The organism is Marinomonas sp. ATLA20, from assembly GCF_057180105.1.
In genome coordinates this window covers 92,636-109,307 of the sequence record NZ_JBXUKU010000007.1, presented here as the reverse complement: position 1 = coordinate 109,307, position 16,672 = coordinate 92,636, and the positions used below count along the sequence as shown (strand labels likewise).

Below are 16,672 nucleotides of genomic sequence, written 5' to 3'. Positions count from 1 at the left end.
ACCTAAAGAGTGAGAAGAGCTATGCAAACTTATAATAATAAAACACAGCAAGCGAGCAATACGATCAATCAACAAGGTCCAACTTGGGCGGCGATGAATCCTGAATTCGTAGCGAGAATGCAATTGCAAAACCGTTTTAATACGGGGTTAGATATCGCCAAATACACAGCTAAAATCATGCGTGAAGACATGGCGAGCTACGACAAAGATCCAGCGAATTACACTCAGTCTTTGGGGTGCTGGCATGGCTTTGTTGGCCAACAAAAAATGATTTCTATCAAGAAGCATTTTGGCACCACACGTAGCCGTTACTTGTACCTGTCTGGTTGGATGGTCGCGGCCATGCGTTCTGAGTTTGGCCCATTGCCAGATCAATCTATGCATGAAAAAACGTCTGTGCCAGCGTTGATTAAAGAGTTGTACACCTTTTTGAAGCAAGCGGATGCCCGTGAATTACAGCACATATTTAAAGAAATGGATGACGCCAGAGAAGCGGGTGATCAAGTCCGTGAACAAGCCGCTCAGCAGAAAATTGATAACTTCGAGACCCATGTAGTGCCTATCATCGCCGATATTGATGCGGGTTTTGGTAACGAAGAAGCGACCTATTTGCTAGCGAAGAAAATGATTGAAGCGGGCGCTTGTTGTATCCAGATCGAGAACCAAGTGTCTGATGCAAAACAATGTGGTCACCAAGATGGCAAGGTGACGGTTCCTCATGAAGATTTCTTAGCGAAAATTAATGCGGTACGTTATGCCTTCTTGGAATTGGGTGTAGACGATGGTGTGATCGTAGCGCGTACGGATTCTTTGGGCGCGGGTTTAACGCAAAAAATTCCTGTATCACAAACGCCTGGAGATTTAGCCGATCAATACAATGCCTTTATCGATGGCGAAGAAGTGACCTCACTTGCGCAGATGCAATCTGGCGATATGGCAATCAAACTGGGCGAGCGATTAATTAAGCCCACTCGTTTGCCGAATGGTTTGGTGCGCTTTAAACCGAATACGGGTGAAGACCGCGTGGTGTTGGATTGCATTACCTCTTTGCAAAATGGCGCGGATCTATTGTGGATCGAAACGGAAAAACCACATATAGGGCAAATCGCCGCGATTGTGAATCGTATTCGTGACGTTATGCCAAATGCCAAGCTTGTGTATAACAATAGTCCTTCTTTCAACTGGACATTGAATTTCCGTCAGCAGGTGTTTGATGCGTGGCTGGAAGAAGGCAAAGATGTTAGCCAATACCAACGTGAGAAACTGATGTCACAAGATTTTGATGGCAGCATGTTAGCCGAGGAAGCGGATGAGCGTATTCGACGCTTCCAGAAAGATGCCGCTGCGCAAGCAGGTATCTTCCATCATTTGATTACCTTGCCGACGTACCATACGGCCGCGTTGTCTACGGATAATTTGGCGAAAGATTACTTCGGTGAGCTAGGCATGTTGGGTTATGTGAGAGAAGTACAGCGCAAGGAAATTCGCCAAGGCTTGGCCTGTGTGAAGCACCAAGACATGTCGGGTTCTAACATAGGTGATGATCACAAAGAGTACTTCTCTGGTGAGCAAGCGCTAAAAGCGTCTGGTAAAGATAACACCATGAATCAATTTGCAGTCTGATTAAATAAAATGAGCGTCAGAATGTATTGATAAAAAAGGCCAGCAGTCTTCCCCCTGCTGGTTTTTTTTGCTTAGTTTTTAATATTGTGTAAATGGATTATTATGGCTGTTGGAAACTGGCTACCTCAAACTTTTATGGCTATTGAATTCGAGGATTCTATTGAATAATTCACGTTATGCGCTAGATGATAAACAAGTTAATGACATTAGCTTAAAAGATTTAGCTAAGCGCTCTCGGTTTGGTGGCGTCTTCTATCTGTTTGCCTTTTGGGCGGCTGTTTTTAGTTCAGCAACAGCACGAGAGCATCTCGATATTATTGGCCTTTTTTCTGGCTGTTTTATACTTCTGCAAATTTACCGTTTGGTTTTATTTTTCAAAGTGTTTTCCTCGCACGAAATTGACTATCCGTCCTATTTTTCCCGTTATGCTTTTATTTACAATTCTTCTGCAATTGTGTGGGTGAGTGGTTCTGCTTGGCTTTTTTACATTAACCCGATTGTCGACTTACCTGTGACCATTAACATGATGGCCGCGGCTGGTATTAGTATTGGTGGAATTACCGTATTGGCACCTTCCTATAGAATAATGCGCAGTTACTGGTTGTTGATTTGTTGGCCTTTTGCTTTGGCCTCTGGTTTATTTCTCGATGAGCCTGGTAACTGGATTGTTGTTGGTTTAATTCTTGGTTATGGGTTGTTTATTTTTGTGACAGGGAAGCAACAAAATCAAATGTACTGGCAGGCTCTTAACGATAATTTAAAGCTTTCAGAGCAGGCTGAAGAACTTGAAAATGCCAAAATAGCGGCTGAAGTAGCCGGTCAAGCCAAAGCCGATTTTTTATCTGCGATGACCCATGAGATACGCACGCCCATGAACGGGGTGCTTGGCATGGCACAATTATTGGCGATGGGAGACCTCAACGAAAAACAGCAACAACAAGTCACCGTGATCAATAATGCGGGTCGAACCTTAATGCACATTATTAATAATATTTTAGATTACTCTAAAATTAACGCAGAGCAGCTGGAGTTAGAAAAGATTCCATTTAGTTCGCGCAATATCGTCAACGAAGTGATGTTATTGCTCGCCCCTCAGTTTGAAAAAAAACCAATAAGCCTTACTTGTGATTTTGGAGACATTCCTGAGACCGTTCAGGGTGACCCTTATAGGCTCCATCAAATCCTTTACAACCTTGTCGGCAATGCCTTTAAATTTACCGATGAAGGAGAAATATGTATTGAGGTATCTTCTAAAGAAAGTGATGAGGACAATACAGTAATTTTGTCTTTTGCTATCAGAGACTCGGGTATTGGTATTTCGCCTGACGATCAACAGCAAATTTTTGAGCAGTTTTATCAAATTAACCATTTTAATCCTAATGTTCGAGGGACTGGGTTGGGATTGAGTATTACACGACGCTTAGTCGAGCTAATGGGCGGAACTATCTTGGTTGAGAGTGAAATGGGAGTAGGAAGTACTTTTACTGTCGCGATTCCGTTTGTTTTGTCTGCTCAAACAGCTGTGAAAGAATCCCTAGAGTCATCAGAGAAACTCTTTGTAAAACCTGATTCCCAGACTGATTTACGCATTTTGTTGGCAGAAGATAATAAAATCAATCAAATGCTCTGTGAGCAATTCTTCTCTAAATTGGGATGCTCTGTCGACTTAGCTGAGACAGGTGTTATCGCGTTAGAAAAATTCAATGGGTCTGACAAGTACGATGTGATTTTTATGGACTGTAACATGCCGGAAATGGATGGTTTTTCAGCCACAGTGGCTATTCGGCAGCTAGAACAAAGTAAAGGCTTAAAGCAAACACCAATTATCGCACTGACCGCCCATGTGGAAGAAGACATTAAACGGCAGTGTCTTAATTCCGGTATGGACGCCTTTATTAGTAAACCTTTCTTGTTTGAAGATTTAGAAACCATGGTTAATAAAGTTAGAAGAGAGGATATTTTTTAGGTTCGCTTAAGTCTCTTCTAACTTGCTAACTTCTGAACCAGCACTCAAATATTTGATAAGATTGGCACGGCACAGCATAAGTCGATAAAGCGCTGGGCGTTTTGTGTTAATGCGGTATTTTTAGGTGTGACGATTAATAGGTTTCTGTTGAGTGCTAGTGGTGTTTGATAAAGTCGTATGAGTCCCGAATTTAGTTCTTGAGATATCGCCATTCGTGACAAGCAGCCCAGCCCCATTTGGTGTATGACGGCTTGTTTTACTGCTTCCATGTGAGCAAGGGAAAGCACGACATTAAGCTGTGGTATGTGAGTTGCTGTGGCTTGTTCTAATATGTTGCGAGTGCCTGATCCAGATTCGCGCATGACCCAACTGGCTTCTTTCAAATCTTCCCAAGATAGATTTTCAGCACGTTCTTCATTGGCAGAGCCAAAGACGACAAGCTCATCCTTTAACCAAACTTGGGTCATTAATTCGGCGTGTTGGCAGTAGCCTTCTATAAAACCGACTTCTGCTTTGCCTGTCAGTAATTGTTGAATCACACTTTGGGTATTCCCAATATCCAAATTGAAACGAATATTAGGGTGCTGACGTTTAAATGAAGACATTTGTTTAGGCAGTAGATAATTACCTACACTCACGCTGGCGGCCAAATGCAAAGACCCGCTCAGTTCATCTTCATTTCCCATGCTTTCGATTTGCTCGATCTGACTAAGAACGGCACGAGCCTGTGGGAGTAAGTGTCTCGCCTGTGGGGTTATTTGCAAGCGTTTGCCATGGCGACGAAAAAGAGGGCGACCCAAAAGGGCTTCTAGCTCTCTTAGTGCTTGGCTTGCTGCAGGTTGGCTGATAGAGACCATTTCGGCGGCCGCCGTGACGGAGCCGGTGTGTACAACCGCTTCAAATATTTGTAATTGTCTAAGTGTTATTCGCATTTCGCTATTGTAGCCTTGTTTCTGTTTTGATGAGTAGTGCTATTCTCTTGTTGCGACATAAATGATTAACGAGAGAAATAAAAACACACAAGCCGTTGTGTATTTTAGGGAAGGTGTGAACAAATCTTCTTGCCTCAGCAAGTGTATAAAAGCCTGTTATTCGAGGCGAGTAGCGAATGTGAATAGTGGTTCTATTTTCGAGGTGCTCAACAAAGAATACAGGCTTTTAGGCCATGCCCTACGGGTCTTTCAGAGAAAACGCCACATGTCGTTGCAACTCTTTGAAAGGTACCTACATTCCTTCAGAGCCGCGCCTTATTTGACGGTTTCTCTGAAAGACTGAGGCTTAGTAGAATTATTCACGCCTTCCCTATATTCTGGTATGAAATATGCTTCAGTTTTAACCGAGAAACTCAGTACTGAATTAAATGTGGTTTGTGTTATCCGCTTCCACAAGAAGCGATTTTTACAAACCTTTGTTATTAACCAAAAGTTAATACGGCTCTTGTTAAGGAAACCTTATGAAAACCACCCATCGTTGGCTCTCTATCATTGAGGGCTGTCTGCTTGTTGCCTTAGGCCTACATATACTAAATTCTGCTGGATTGCTCATTAGTGGCACGGCGGGCGCGGGAATGATTTTGCTGCGGGTTACGGATTTGTCCTTTGGGCAGTTATTTTTCTTGCTCAATATTCCTTTTTATATTTTGGCTTGGTATACCTTGGGCCGAGATTTTACCTTACGTACTTTTGCTAGTGTTAGCTTGCTATCTCTACTTTCCGAGTTGATGAAACACTATGTAGTGCTGTCTATTCACCCGCTTTTATCCGGTGCTTTGGGTGGCTTGTTGGTTGGTTTTGGATTGATCATATTATTCCGACATAATGCTTCTTTGGGCGGATTAAATATTTTATCTGTTTTTTTAGAGCGCCGATTTGATATTCATGCCAGTAAAACAACATTGGTTGCGGATATTGGCCTATTGATGGCCGCGGTGGTATTTCTTGATTGGAGTCATTTAGGCTACTCATTGCTTGCCTTTTTATTATTAAGTTCTGTCGTTGGCCGTTATCATCGCCCCCCTAAATGGGCGCAAATCGCTATGTCGGATGCTAAAGCTTAAAATAAAGTTTTCTTATTCTTCAATTTATTCCTTCATTTGCTTTCTGTGAGCACGCATTAAAAGTGGACAAAATACGATCCATATTAGTGCGTGTTCCGTATCTCATCTAAGTCTTTAGTTATATAGCAAAGCCCTATTATTTTTTTTTATAGATTACGTCTCAGTTTTTTGCTGAGAATAAGCTTTACAATTCTCTACAAGTCATCGCTTTGCTTCGTCGTACAATGAGTTTTCTGTTCGCTTGAAATATCATTAAATTTGGGTGTTAGACTTTTTATGGAAACAACTTAAGTAGATCTTCAGTAATAAACAGAGGTAGTATTTACTAAAGGGTTGTTCGGTCGTGGTGTTTTAATTACTTTATTTAAGTGATTGTTAAATCATAGAAAAGGTATAGCTAGGTATGAAGCAGTCTCCAACAGTGTTAATTGTCGATGATGTGCCAGAGAATTTACGCGTTTTAAAGGAAGTAATGGATGCATTGGATTGCCAAATTTCTGTGGCAAATTCCGGCGAGCGTGCTTTAGAGCTGCTAGAAAGAACCCAGCCTTGTTTGATTTTATTAGATGTCATGATGGGAGGGATTGACGGATTTGAAACCTGTCGTCGAATTAGGAGTCACCCACATCATAAAGATGTCCCCATCATATTTGTTACTGCGTTGGCAGATGATATAAGCCGTGGCTTTGAGGCCGGTGGCAATGATTACATAAGTAAGCCTATTCGAATTGAGGAAGTGCGTTCGAGAGTACAGCATCAGCTGGAAAAATTTCAGTTGGTGAATGAGTTAAGAGAGCTTACCTCTTCGTTAGAAGAAAAGGTTCGTGATCGTACTGCTGATCTTAACTTAGTGAATCGAAACCTCAGAAAAGAAGTAAATGAAAGGCGTTACATGCAAGATAGACTTAAGTATCTTGCTCAGCACGACTTTGTTACTCAACTTTATAACCGCGATGCATTAGACGAACACATTTCTCATCTGATTTCCGAAGTCCAAGCAGAAACCTCCGAACACGTACCGTATTTTATTTTGATCGATGTAAACGAATTTCGTCTGATTAATGATTCTTGTGGATGTATAGCGGGAGATGAGTTATTGCATCAGTTGGCCGTCATGATGAGTGAGCTCGCCGATCCACAACGGGACTTTTGTGCCCGTTTAAGCGGTGATAAGTTTGCCATAGTCATCAGTCAAGGCGGTAATGAAGCGGTCGAGTCTTTTTTCCGTTTACTCCAGCAAGGTTTTAAAGAATTCGCATTTGTCTGGGATGAACGCCAGTTCAGAATGACGGTGACGCAAGTTGCTATTCCTATTACGCTGGATATGGTGTCTTTTGAGCAAGTTGTGATGTTGGCCGATGAAATTTGCTATTCAAGCAAAAAGTCGGGCATTCATTCTCGAATTATCAAAAATGCCAAAGATCTTGCTTATGACGAGCACCGAGGTAATTTGAATTGGGGGCTACGCATTATTGATGGCCTTGATAAAGATTTATTTGAAGTACATTTTCAGCAAGTCTGTTCATTGATCAATGATGAACCCAAAAAGAAAATCGAAATTCTAGTTCGGCTGAAAGATGAAGAAAATGGCGGTTTGATTTACCCCAATGACTTTATTCGAGCAGCAGAACGATTTGGCATTGTCTCCAAAATAGATCGCTGGGTGATTAGTAATACCATGCAGCAACTGTCAGATCGTGCCGATTTATGGGAACAAATTGACCAAGTTGCTTTAAATGTATCTGCGCTTTCGGTTCGACAGTCAAATTTTGCGGAATTTATTGTTGAGCAATTACAGTATCATCAATTAGATGGCAGCAAGTTTTGCTTTGAAATCACCGAAACAGAAGCGCTAAACAACTTTGCTGATACTCGCCGGTTTATGTCTTTACTCCATGAGCATGGCTGTACGATTGCGTTAGATGACTTTGGTACAGGTTTCTCATCTTTTGCTTATCTGATGGACTTGCCATTTGATTTAATTAAGATCGATGGCATGTTTGTGAAAGACATGCATATAAATGAGATCCACTACGGCATGGTTGACTCGATCGTCAAGCTGGCCAAAATACTCAATAAACCCGTTGTAGCAGAGTTCGTCGAAAATCAAAGTATTGTTGATAAGCTTAAACTTTTGGGTGTTGAGTGGGGGCAAGGGTATTTCTTCCACAAACCAGAAAAACTTTAGGCGACGATTTTAAATGATAAAACAGCGTTTTTTTTGATGCTTTTAGGGATGAATCATGGATATAGAGTTTCCCATACTACTTAAAGTTTTTGCTGGCCTGTTTTGTCTGACCGCTTTTGTGCTGGTCGCTTTCCAACTTGTTTTTCTTTTTCGTTTTAAGTCCTTACAGCGTCGTTATTCAAGAGCGATTTTGGCAACCAACGCTGGTGTTTGGGAATGGTTTCCTGAAACCGGGCGCATGTATGCTTCTTCTGAATTCTTTATGCAACTTGGCTTTGAAGAGCAAAAAACACCTAAGAGCCTCAGTGATTGGTTAGCATTTTTATCATCTGAAGATCAAATTGCTTTCAATAAATGGAAAACCGAGTTACTTAAGCCTGAAGCAAATCATGCTCATAAAGTTATACGCCTACAGATTAAAAATCACCTAAATAAACCTTTCTGGATAGAAATGCGCGGTAGCGTTACCCGTAGAGATACTCATCAACGTGCTTTGAGTGTTGCTGGTATTTTTGAAGAAATAGGATACTGGGTCGAGACTGAAAACGCTTTGATTGTGGCACGTGAAGAATCCAGACGCCGTGAACTTCTTTTATCCTCTTTACTAAATAATATCCCTGACATTGTTTGGTCTAAAGATGAGCAAGGAAATTATCTTGATTGTAATCAGGCTTTTTTAGATTTCAATCAACTGACATTAGATGAAGTTAAAGGCAAAAGTGACTTAGATTTAAACTTGGATGGTAAAGGTGCTTATTATCAAAATGTCGGTGAGATTCCTTTACAAACAAGCATAACATCTCATGAACAAGGATGGGGCTATCCAAAAGATGGCAGCGAGCCTTGTTTGTTCGAGGTTTATCGGGTTCCGGTGATTGAGCCTTCTATAAACTTTAGAGGTACTTTGGGGATTGCTCGTGATATTACCGAGCGCCATCAACTCTTTAATCAACTCAAGTTGTTTAAAAGTTTTGCTGATAATTCCGCACAAGGGTTTGCTATGGCAAGCCTTGATGGCGATATATCCTATTTCAATAAAAAAATACGCTCGATGCTTGGTGTCGATGAAGCGGCCAGCGATGACTCTCTGGCAGAACTGAATTATATGGAATTCTACCCAGAAACGAGTCAAAAATTTCTCAAAGAAACCGTGATTCCTTATGTTAGAGAGCACGGAGTCTGGGAAGGTGAATTGGAAGCCAAGAGTTTAGGTGGCCATACTTTTACTACCTATGAAACCTATTTTTTACTGCGTGATGACAATGGTAAGGCCACCTCAGTCGGTGACATCATGAGTGATATCACCGAGCAAAAAAATGTCTCTATGCAACTAGAACAAGCAAAAGAAGCGGCCGAGCAAGCTAATCAGGCGAAAAGTCATTTCTTAGCCAATATGAGTCATGAAATCCGCACGCCGCTCAATGCCATCATAGGTTATGCGCAATTGATCAGTGAGGATAATCAATTAACGGGTGTTTCCAAGACGAGATTTTTATCCATTGCAAGTGCTGGTCATCGATTATTAGGCCTAATAAATGACATTCTAGACATTGCCAGAATTGAGTCTGGACGACTTGTGCTACACGAACAAAAAACCAACCTTTGCCGCGAAGTGGGTCAAATAGGAAAACTGTTTCAAGGACAAGCTCAGGAAAAAAGCCTAGAGCTGATTGTTGAGTGTGATATAGATGAACGACAGCTTGTATGGTTAGATCCGGTCAAATTCCAGCAAATCATTACAAATCTACTGGGCAACGCGGTGAAGTTCACTACTCAAGGTTCTGTGAAAGCCGTTGTGCAAATAGTAGAAGATCGAATACATATTAGTATCGAAGACACAGGTCCTGGAATTGAGGCTGAGCTAATTGACCATCTGTTTACGCCGTTTGTCCAAGGGAAAGCGGGTGAGGCGTCTGGTGGAACAGGCTTAGGTTTGTCCTTGTCGACGACTTTGGTCAAACTGATGAAGGGGACTTTGTCCGTTAAAAGCAGCGAAGGTGCCGGGACACAAATTATTGTCGATTTACCTTTATCTAAAGTGGAAGACAACGAAGTCACAGACATCGATGAGCAAGATACCTTGCTTAACATGAGGCTCAATAATCCCATTAGAGTGTTGGTGGCGGAAGATGACGAATGGTCGCGAGACATTCTGGTGTCTTTATTGGAAAAGGCCGGTTGTCAGATCATTGAAGCGGAAGATGGCGAACAAGCTATAAAGGCGTTTAAAGTGGATCCGCCAGACTTAGTAATGACTGATATTCGAATGCCTAATAAAACGGGGAGCGATTTATTAACGTTCATTCAGCAAGAAGACACTGAGCAGCGTATTCCTGTCATAGCGGTGACGGCCTCGACATTAATTCATGAACAGCAAGCACTTTTGGATGATGGTTTTTGGCAAGTCATTGCCAAACCTTATCAGATCGAAGATATCTACAAGGCCTTAGTCACCCACCTGAATGTGAAGTTTGTGCCCATCATAGAGGCGACAGTCTCACAAAATAATACGAGTGAGCTGGCAGAGGTAGATGTTCAAGCCGTCGATTCAGTGCCGTTATTGCATGATCTAACAGCAGCAGATTGGCAGCCATTATTGCTGGCTGCACAAAGTGGTGATGTGCAAACGACCGAAGAAGCATTTCATCTACTGCGCAACTCATTGCCAGCTAGCCAGCAAAAAAACATTCAACTTGCGATCAATCAATTTGATTTAGGTTTGGTGGAAACCTTGATTGCCCAATATTCTGCTCAACAAGAATCAGTTTGAAAAATCATGACTCGCGCTGTGCCATCTTTGTTGTTGTGTGCGCTTACTTTTTTACTGCATGCGCTTCGCTCAAGCCATGTTGAAACCTTTCGGTTTGACATAAATAGGGTGCATAGATAAGGTCAAACAAGACAAATCATAGGGAAAACGCCTACAATAGACGGCTTATGATTTCCTTTTGACTTTAATCAATCGCAACAGGTAGTTCAATGACCCGTTTAGCCTCTAGTGACTTTCCTTTTACCGCAGTAGCGGGGCAAGAGCCGCTGAAACTGGCGTTGATTTTGTGTGCGATTAATCCACAAATTGGTGGTGTCTTGGTCAGTGGTCCGCGTGGATCAGCAAAGTCTACCTTGGCGCGTGGTTTGTCTGGTGTTATGCCCGCTTTACAAGGTGAAGAGCCCGTTCCTTTTGCAACCCTGCCACTTGGCACTAGTGAAGATCGTTTGCTTGGTGCATTAGATTTAGAACAAGTTCTACAAGACAAAAACGTCGCTTTTAAGCCCGGATTATTGAGTAAAGCCCATGGTGGCGTCTTGTATGTTGATGAAGTGAATTTGCTTGCCGATCATTTAGTTGATCAACTCTTGGATGTGTCTGCCAGCGGTGTAAACCGTGTTGAGCGTGATGGCATCAGCCATGAACACGCTGCGCGTTTTTTATTGGTTGGCACCATGAACCCAGATGAAGGCGAGTTGCGTCCACAGTTAAAAGACCGCTTTGGGTTAATGGTTGAATTAGTGAATCAATATAGCCTTGAAGAGCGTGTACAGATTGTTCGTCTGCGCGATGAATACGATCAAGACTCTCAAGCATTTTGTGATGCCTTTAAATACAAACAACGCAATCTAAAAAACAGCATTCGCTTGGCAAGACAAGCCTTAGAAAAAGTACGCTGCTCGGATGAATTACGTTTAGAAGTCGCAACGCGCTGTCAGCTAGCCAACATAGATGGCGTACGTGGTGATATTGTTTGGATTCGAGCGGCCATGACTCACGCCGCTTGGCGTGGCGCAAATGTCGTTGCTTTGGACGATATTCAAGCCGTCGAAGATTTGGTGTTGGCTCATCGCCGCCAAGCTAACTCTCAGCCTCAAGCATCCAGCCCGCCGCCGTCTCGCCGACCTGACGATTCTCGTTCGCCTTCATTGAATAATAGTAATCAGCCGCAAGATGATCTTTCTCAAGGTAATCTTTCTCAAGACAATCAGACAAATGAGCAAAATGGTTCAGGGGAATGGGGCAGTATGTCGCCTCAAAGCCTTGCGAGCAGCGCGCCCATTAATGTTGCAGTCCATGGTGCGCAGAGTGAACGCCGCTCAGCTCAGTCGCTTATTGGAGAGGTAACGCCGGGAAAGCATAAAGGCAAGCAGCTGGGAGGTTATCGTCCTGATGTGGCGCAATCAATTGATCCTCAAGCAGCGGATGGAATTGACTGGTTTCGTAGCATTGTCAGCCAGCCGCAAGAATGGCCACCGAAGAACCTGACTCATAAGCCCGCTAAAACCGGTCAATCTGTTTTGCATTTGGTGTTGTTAGATACCTCTGCGTCAACCTTGAGCCAAGGCGTTTTTGCCTATGCCAAGGGCGTGATTTTAGACATTGCTAAGCGTGCCTATTTAGCGCGAGAACAGATTGCTATTTTAGGTTTTGGGCAAGATGGCGTGTCGTCGATTTTGCCAAAAATTCGTGCTCCCAAAGAAATATCTGATTTATTGGAGGATTTAGGTGCTGGTGGCGGTACGCCATTTCGTGTTGCTATCGAAAACGCCAGTCAGTATTTGGCACAGCAGCATAAATCAACGACAGGCTTGCACAGCCAAACTTACATCTTGACTGATGGCCGCACTCAAGCCGACGTGTCAGATCTTGTTTTACTGGGCAATACGGTATTAATCGATATTGAAAACGCGCCAGTCAAGCGAGGTCGAGGTCAGGATATTGCCCAGCATTTGGGCGCACAATACGTTTTATTAAATTCGCTCTTAGAGACTGCTTTATGACCACTTCTGTTGTTCATTGTCCCGCGTTATTTTTGACAGCACCCGCGTCGAATCAGGGAAAAACCACCATTACGGCGGCGTTGGCGCGTTATTTTACCAATCAAGGCAAAGTAGTTCGTGTGTTTAAAACAGGTCCTGATTACCTAGATCCGCAGATTTTAGCGCAAGCGTCTAAGCAGCCAGTCGAGCAACTGGATATTTGGATGGCGGGCGAAGAGTATTGCCAAGACATGCTTTACCAAGCTGCCCAAGTGGCAGATTTGATCTTGGTGGAAGGTGCCATGGGCATGTTTGATGGCGACCCTTCCAGTGCTGACCTTGCGGCTCGTTTTGGTATTCCCATGGCGATTGTTATGGACGTTAAAGGCATGGCGCAAACCGCTGCAGCGGTCGCAACTGGCTTGGCGAATTTCCGTGATGATGTGCAAGTCGCAGGACTGATTGCCAACCGTTGTGGCAGCGAACGCCATGCGGAATTGATCCGCGATGCGCTACCTAAAAGCTTGCCTTTGCTCGCAACCTTAAAGCGTGATGAAGAAATTACCTTGCCAGAGCGTCACTTAGGTTTGGTGCAAGCTGATGAAGTAAAAGACGAGCTAGAAGTGCGCTTTGAAGCAGCAGTAGAATGGCTGAAAGAAACTCAAGACACGGGCTTGTTGGAATTGCCTAACACCGTGCCTTTTTATGCCGCTAAGCAAATAGATGACAGTCAAACCATCGAACAAAGCTTGCTGGGTAAAACCATTGCGGTTGCTAGAGATGCCGCGTTCAGTTTTATCTATGATGCGAACCTGATTGCTTTGAAAAGCTTGGGCGCGAAGGTGGTGTTTTTCTCTCCCTTGCACGATCAAGCTTTACCCGATGCTGATGCCCTTTGGTTGCCGGGTGGTTATCCTGAACTGTACACCAAAGCGCTCTCTGAAAACCTTTCAATGCGCCAAGCCATCAAGGCTTTTTTCAATTCGGGAAAAGGTATTTTAGCGGAATGCGGCGGCATGCTTTATAGCTTGGATGATCTAACCGACTTAGACAATCAGTGTTACCCGATGTTGGGGATTTTAGCAGGCCAAGGCGCAATGCGCGGCAAACGCGGCTGCCAAGGCATGCAAACTGCGGTGATTCCACAAGGTGAAATTCGCGGTCATGCGCATCACAGATCGCGCAGTGCCAATACACCTGAGCCGGTTGGTTATGGTCGTCGTCAGCGACATCCTGCACCGGGCGAGGCGATTTATCAGCAGAAAGGCTTAACCGCGAGTTATTTGCATTTGTTTTTCCCTTCGAATTTAGACGTCACTGCTAAGATCTTTTTAGCGGGTCAGCAGGGCTAGCGGATTATGTGGCCTGAAAGTGCTGAATCGCCCGCGCCACTGCGTACTGGTTTAACCACCGGAACCTGCGCGACAGCTTGCTGTGTGGCGGCGGCTCAGGCACTTTTTGCCCAACAACAAGATGCAAGCGTCAGCGTCACCTTGCCCAAAGGCAAAGTAGTCGACCTGCCGATTATCGAGTACCAAGCAATAGATGACGGCATCAAAACCGCGACGATTAAAGACGCTGGAGACGATCCAGACGCGACCCACGGGGCAACCTTATTTGTCGAGCTTAGATTATCGCCAGAGCAGGGCGTACGCTTTCATGCGGCGCAAGGCGTAGGTACTGTGACACGCACGGGCTTGCTGCTTGATGTTGGCGAACCAGCAATTAATCCAGTGCCGCGTAAAATGATGACCGAGCATTTGGAAGGTTTTGCGCAAACCTATCAATATCATGGTGGTTTCGATGTGTCTGTTGGCGTGATCAATGGCGAGCAAATCGCGCAAAAAACCATGAATCCACGTTTGGGGATTTTGGGTGGCTTATCGATTCTTGGCACCACAGGCATTGTGCGTCCGTTTTCTTGTGCCGCTTACATTGCGTCTATTCATCAGGGCATCGATGTAGCACGTGCTAATTCAATCACCCACATTGCCGCTACCACAGGTAATGCCAGCGAAGACGCGATAAAAAGTCATTATCAGCTCGATGATATGGCGTTGATCGAAATGGGGGATTTCGTCGGCGCTGTGCTCAAACACATTAAGAAAGTCGAGCAAACCAACTCTATCCAGCTAAACAGTTCAATTCAGTTACAGAAGCTCAGCATCTGCGGTGGATTCGGTAAAATCAGTAAACTAGCTCAGCATCACATGGATCTAAACAGTCGTGCATCCAGCATCGACCTTGCTGCCTTGGCGCAATTGGCGGCCAGTTTAGGCGCTGAAGCTGAGTTACAAGAGCGCATGACAAACGCCAACACGAGTGTGGAAGCCTTGTCTTTTGCCATGTCTGCAGGATTACCACTGGCCGATTCCATCTGTCAGCAAGCCTTAGACTTTGCAAGACAGTACATTCCCGCTCACATCGAGTTAGAAGTCTGGGCGATTGATCGCAAAGGTCAATTTGTTGGTAAAGCCTTGGATGCTGATTTAACAAAGCGAGATGAGCCATGAAGGTTTTATTATTGGGCGGCACCGCCGATGCTCGCCGTCTGGCTGACTCGTTACATAGAGAGAATGTAAGCGTCATCTACAGCTTGGCGGGGTTGGTTCGCGTGCCCAAGGTGGACTGCCAATTGGTGGTAGGTGGATTTACCCAATTTGGTGGTTTGGCTCGGTACTTAAAAGACAATAACATCGGCGCGATTTTGGATGTGACCCATCCTTATGCGCAAACCATGAGCAGTAAGGCCGTGACGGCGGCTAAAGATGTTGGCATTCCATGCTGGCGTTTTCATCGTCCTGCCTGGCAGCAAGAAGAGGCCGATGACTGGAAATTTTACCAAGATGAAACCGATTTACTGGCTCAGCTTGATGGTTTTCGAGTGCCCTTATTAAGCGCTGGGCAAATGAGCGAAGCCTTGCTCAAACGTGTACTGCAATTACCAAGCGTTGAACGCATTGTGTGGCGAACGGCGGTTGAGCCTAAGTTCGATCTGCCAGATAAGATAGATTGGATAAAAGCCATTGGCCCTTTTGCCTTAGAGGACGAACGCCAATTGTTAATGGATCACAGCATTGATGTTATCGTTAGTAAGAACAGTGGCGGTTCGGCAACCTATTCAAAGCTTGAAGCCGCCAGAGAATTATCTATTCCCGTTTTATTGCATGCTCGGCCAATTTTGCCAGAAGCCGAACGTGAATTTAGTGACACGGAAGACTGCTTGAAAGCTTGTTTAGCCGCTTGGGGCAAGGCTTCTATTCACAATAAACATCAACAAAAAGACAACCAACAGTGACTTCTTTAGACGACTCTCAATACGAAAGAAAATACGAAAATAATCCTCAAGCCATTGAGAGCGACAGCTTTCGACAAATCCGCGAGCTAACGGATTTGTCTGGCTTGAGCCAAGACCAGCAGCAAGTCGTCATGCGCGTAGTACATAGCCTTGGTTTGCCTGACGTGGCTGAACAAGTACGCTTTAGTGCCAATGCAACTCAAGCGGGGCGCGAGGCGTTAGCCAACAATGGCGCGATTTTGTGCGACGTTGAAATGGTCAAGCAAGGCGTGACCAAACGCATGATAACGCGAGAGCCATTGTGCTTTTTGAACGATGCTCGTACGGCAGAATTGGCGAAAAGCAAAGGCGAAACTCGCTCTATGGCGGCACTGAGTTTATGGCAACAAGATCTTGCTGGTAGCGTGGTGTTAATCGGCAATGCTCCAACCGCCTTGTTTCGATTATTGGAAATGATAGAGCAAGGCGCGCCAAAACCCGCCTTAATCATCGGTATGCCGGTGGGCTTTGTCGGCGCAGCAGAGTCGAAAGACGCGCTTTGGCAAGCTCATGAAAAGCTTGGTATTGAATGCATTACCTTGCTCGGACGAATGGGCGGTAGCGCCGTGACATCGGCGAGCTGTAATGCTTTGTTGCGCTGCAATCTAGGCGAGTATTATTAGTGCATGCCATGAGCCTTGGTATTCAATGCACTTGCGCCTGTTTCGCAAGCTCAACGCGTCAGCGTGAATCAAATACCAAGGTTCTTGTTATCCGTTTTTTACTCTCGTTAATCCACCTAGCTTAATG

11 protein-coding genes are annotated in these 16,672 nt (G+C 44.4%); 10 read left to right on the top strand and 1 reads right to left on the bottom strand.

Annotated features, from left to right (window positions below):
- Positions 1 to 21: 21 nt before the first annotated feature.
- On the top strand, positions 22 to 1,623 hold the full coding sequence (locus AC2A4J_RS13265) for an isocitrate lyase (RefSeq protein ID WP_484176365.1): 1,602 nt from the start codon (positions 22 to 24) through the stop codon (positions 1,621 to 1,623).
- Positions 1,624 to 1,783: 160 nt separating this feature from the next.
- Entirely contained in the window at positions 1,784 to 3,589 is a 1,806-nt protein-coding gene (locus AC2A4J_RS13260) for an ATP-binding protein (RefSeq protein ID WP_484176364.1), read from the top strand.
- A gap of 44 nt (positions 3,590 to 3,633) precedes the next feature.
- Here AC2A4J_RS13260 and AC2A4J_RS13255 read toward each other — a convergent pair whose 3' ends face one another.
- A complete protein-coding gene (locus AC2A4J_RS13255) occupies positions 3,634 to 4,521 on the bottom strand; it encodes a LysR substrate-binding domain-containing protein (RefSeq protein WP_484176363.1) in 888 nt (295 codons plus the stop codon).
- A 521-nt stretch (positions 4,522 to 5,042) separates the two neighbouring features.
- Here AC2A4J_RS13255 and AC2A4J_RS13250 point away from each other — a divergent pair.
- From AC2A4J_RS13250 to AC2A4J_RS13215, 8 genes are all read left to right on the top strand, one after another.
- Positions 5,043 to 5,645, top strand: coding sequence for a DUF6198 family protein (locus AC2A4J_RS13250; protein ID WP_484176362.1), 603 nt, complete (start codon positions 5,043 to 5,045; stop codon positions 5,643 to 5,645).
- A 403-nt stretch (positions 5,646 to 6,048) separates the two neighbouring features.
- The gene (locus tag AC2A4J_RS13245) at positions 6,049 to 7,833 is read left to right on the top strand and encodes a two-component system response regulator (protein WP_484176361.1); all 1,785 of its coding nucleotides are present in this window, start codon (positions 6,049 to 6,051) and stop codon (positions 7,831 to 7,833) included.
- A 55-nt stretch (positions 7,834 to 7,888) separates the two neighbouring features.
- The gene (locus tag AC2A4J_RS13240) at positions 7,889 to 10,603 is read left to right on the top strand and encodes a hybrid sensor histidine kinase/response regulator (RefSeq protein ID WP_484176360.1); all 2,715 of its coding nucleotides are present in this window, start codon (positions 7,889 to 7,891) and stop codon (positions 10,601 to 10,603) included.
- Positions 10,604 to 10,812: 209 nt separating this feature from the next.
- Positions 10,813 to 12,606 (top strand): ATP-binding protein, encoded by a 1,794-nt coding sequence (locus AC2A4J_RS13235; protein WP_484176359.1) that lies wholly within the window; start codon positions 10,813 to 10,815, stop codon positions 12,604 to 12,606.
- Positions 12,603 to 13,937: a cobyrinic acid a,c-diamide synthase CobB gene (locus AC2A4J_RS13230; RefSeq protein WP_484176358.1), complete on the top strand. Its 1,335-nt coding sequence runs from the start codon at positions 12,603 to 12,605 to the stop codon at positions 13,935 to 13,937. Before AC2A4J_RS13235 ends, AC2A4J_RS13230 begins: the two co-directional genes overlap by 4 nt.
- A gap of 6 nt (positions 13,938 to 13,943) precedes the next feature.
- On the top strand, positions 13,944 to 15,098 hold the full coding sequence (locus AC2A4J_RS13225; protein ID WP_255825911.1) for a cobalt-precorrin-5B (C(1))-methyltransferase: 1,155 nt from the start codon (positions 13,944 to 13,946) through the stop codon (positions 15,096 to 15,098).
- Entirely contained in the window at positions 15,095 to 15,883 is a 789-nt protein-coding gene (locus AC2A4J_RS13220) for a precorrin-6A/cobalt-precorrin-6A reductase (protein WP_484176357.1), read from the top strand. The genes AC2A4J_RS13225 and AC2A4J_RS13220 overlap by 4 nt, the downstream gene beginning before the upstream one ends.
- Positions 15,880 to 16,545, top strand: coding sequence for a precorrin-8X methylmutase (locus AC2A4J_RS13215; protein ID WP_484176356.1), 666 nt, complete (start codon positions 15,880 to 15,882; stop codon positions 16,543 to 16,545). The genes AC2A4J_RS13220 and AC2A4J_RS13215 overlap by 4 nt, the downstream gene beginning before the upstream one ends.
- Positions 16,546 to 16,672 lie beyond the last annotated feature (127 nt).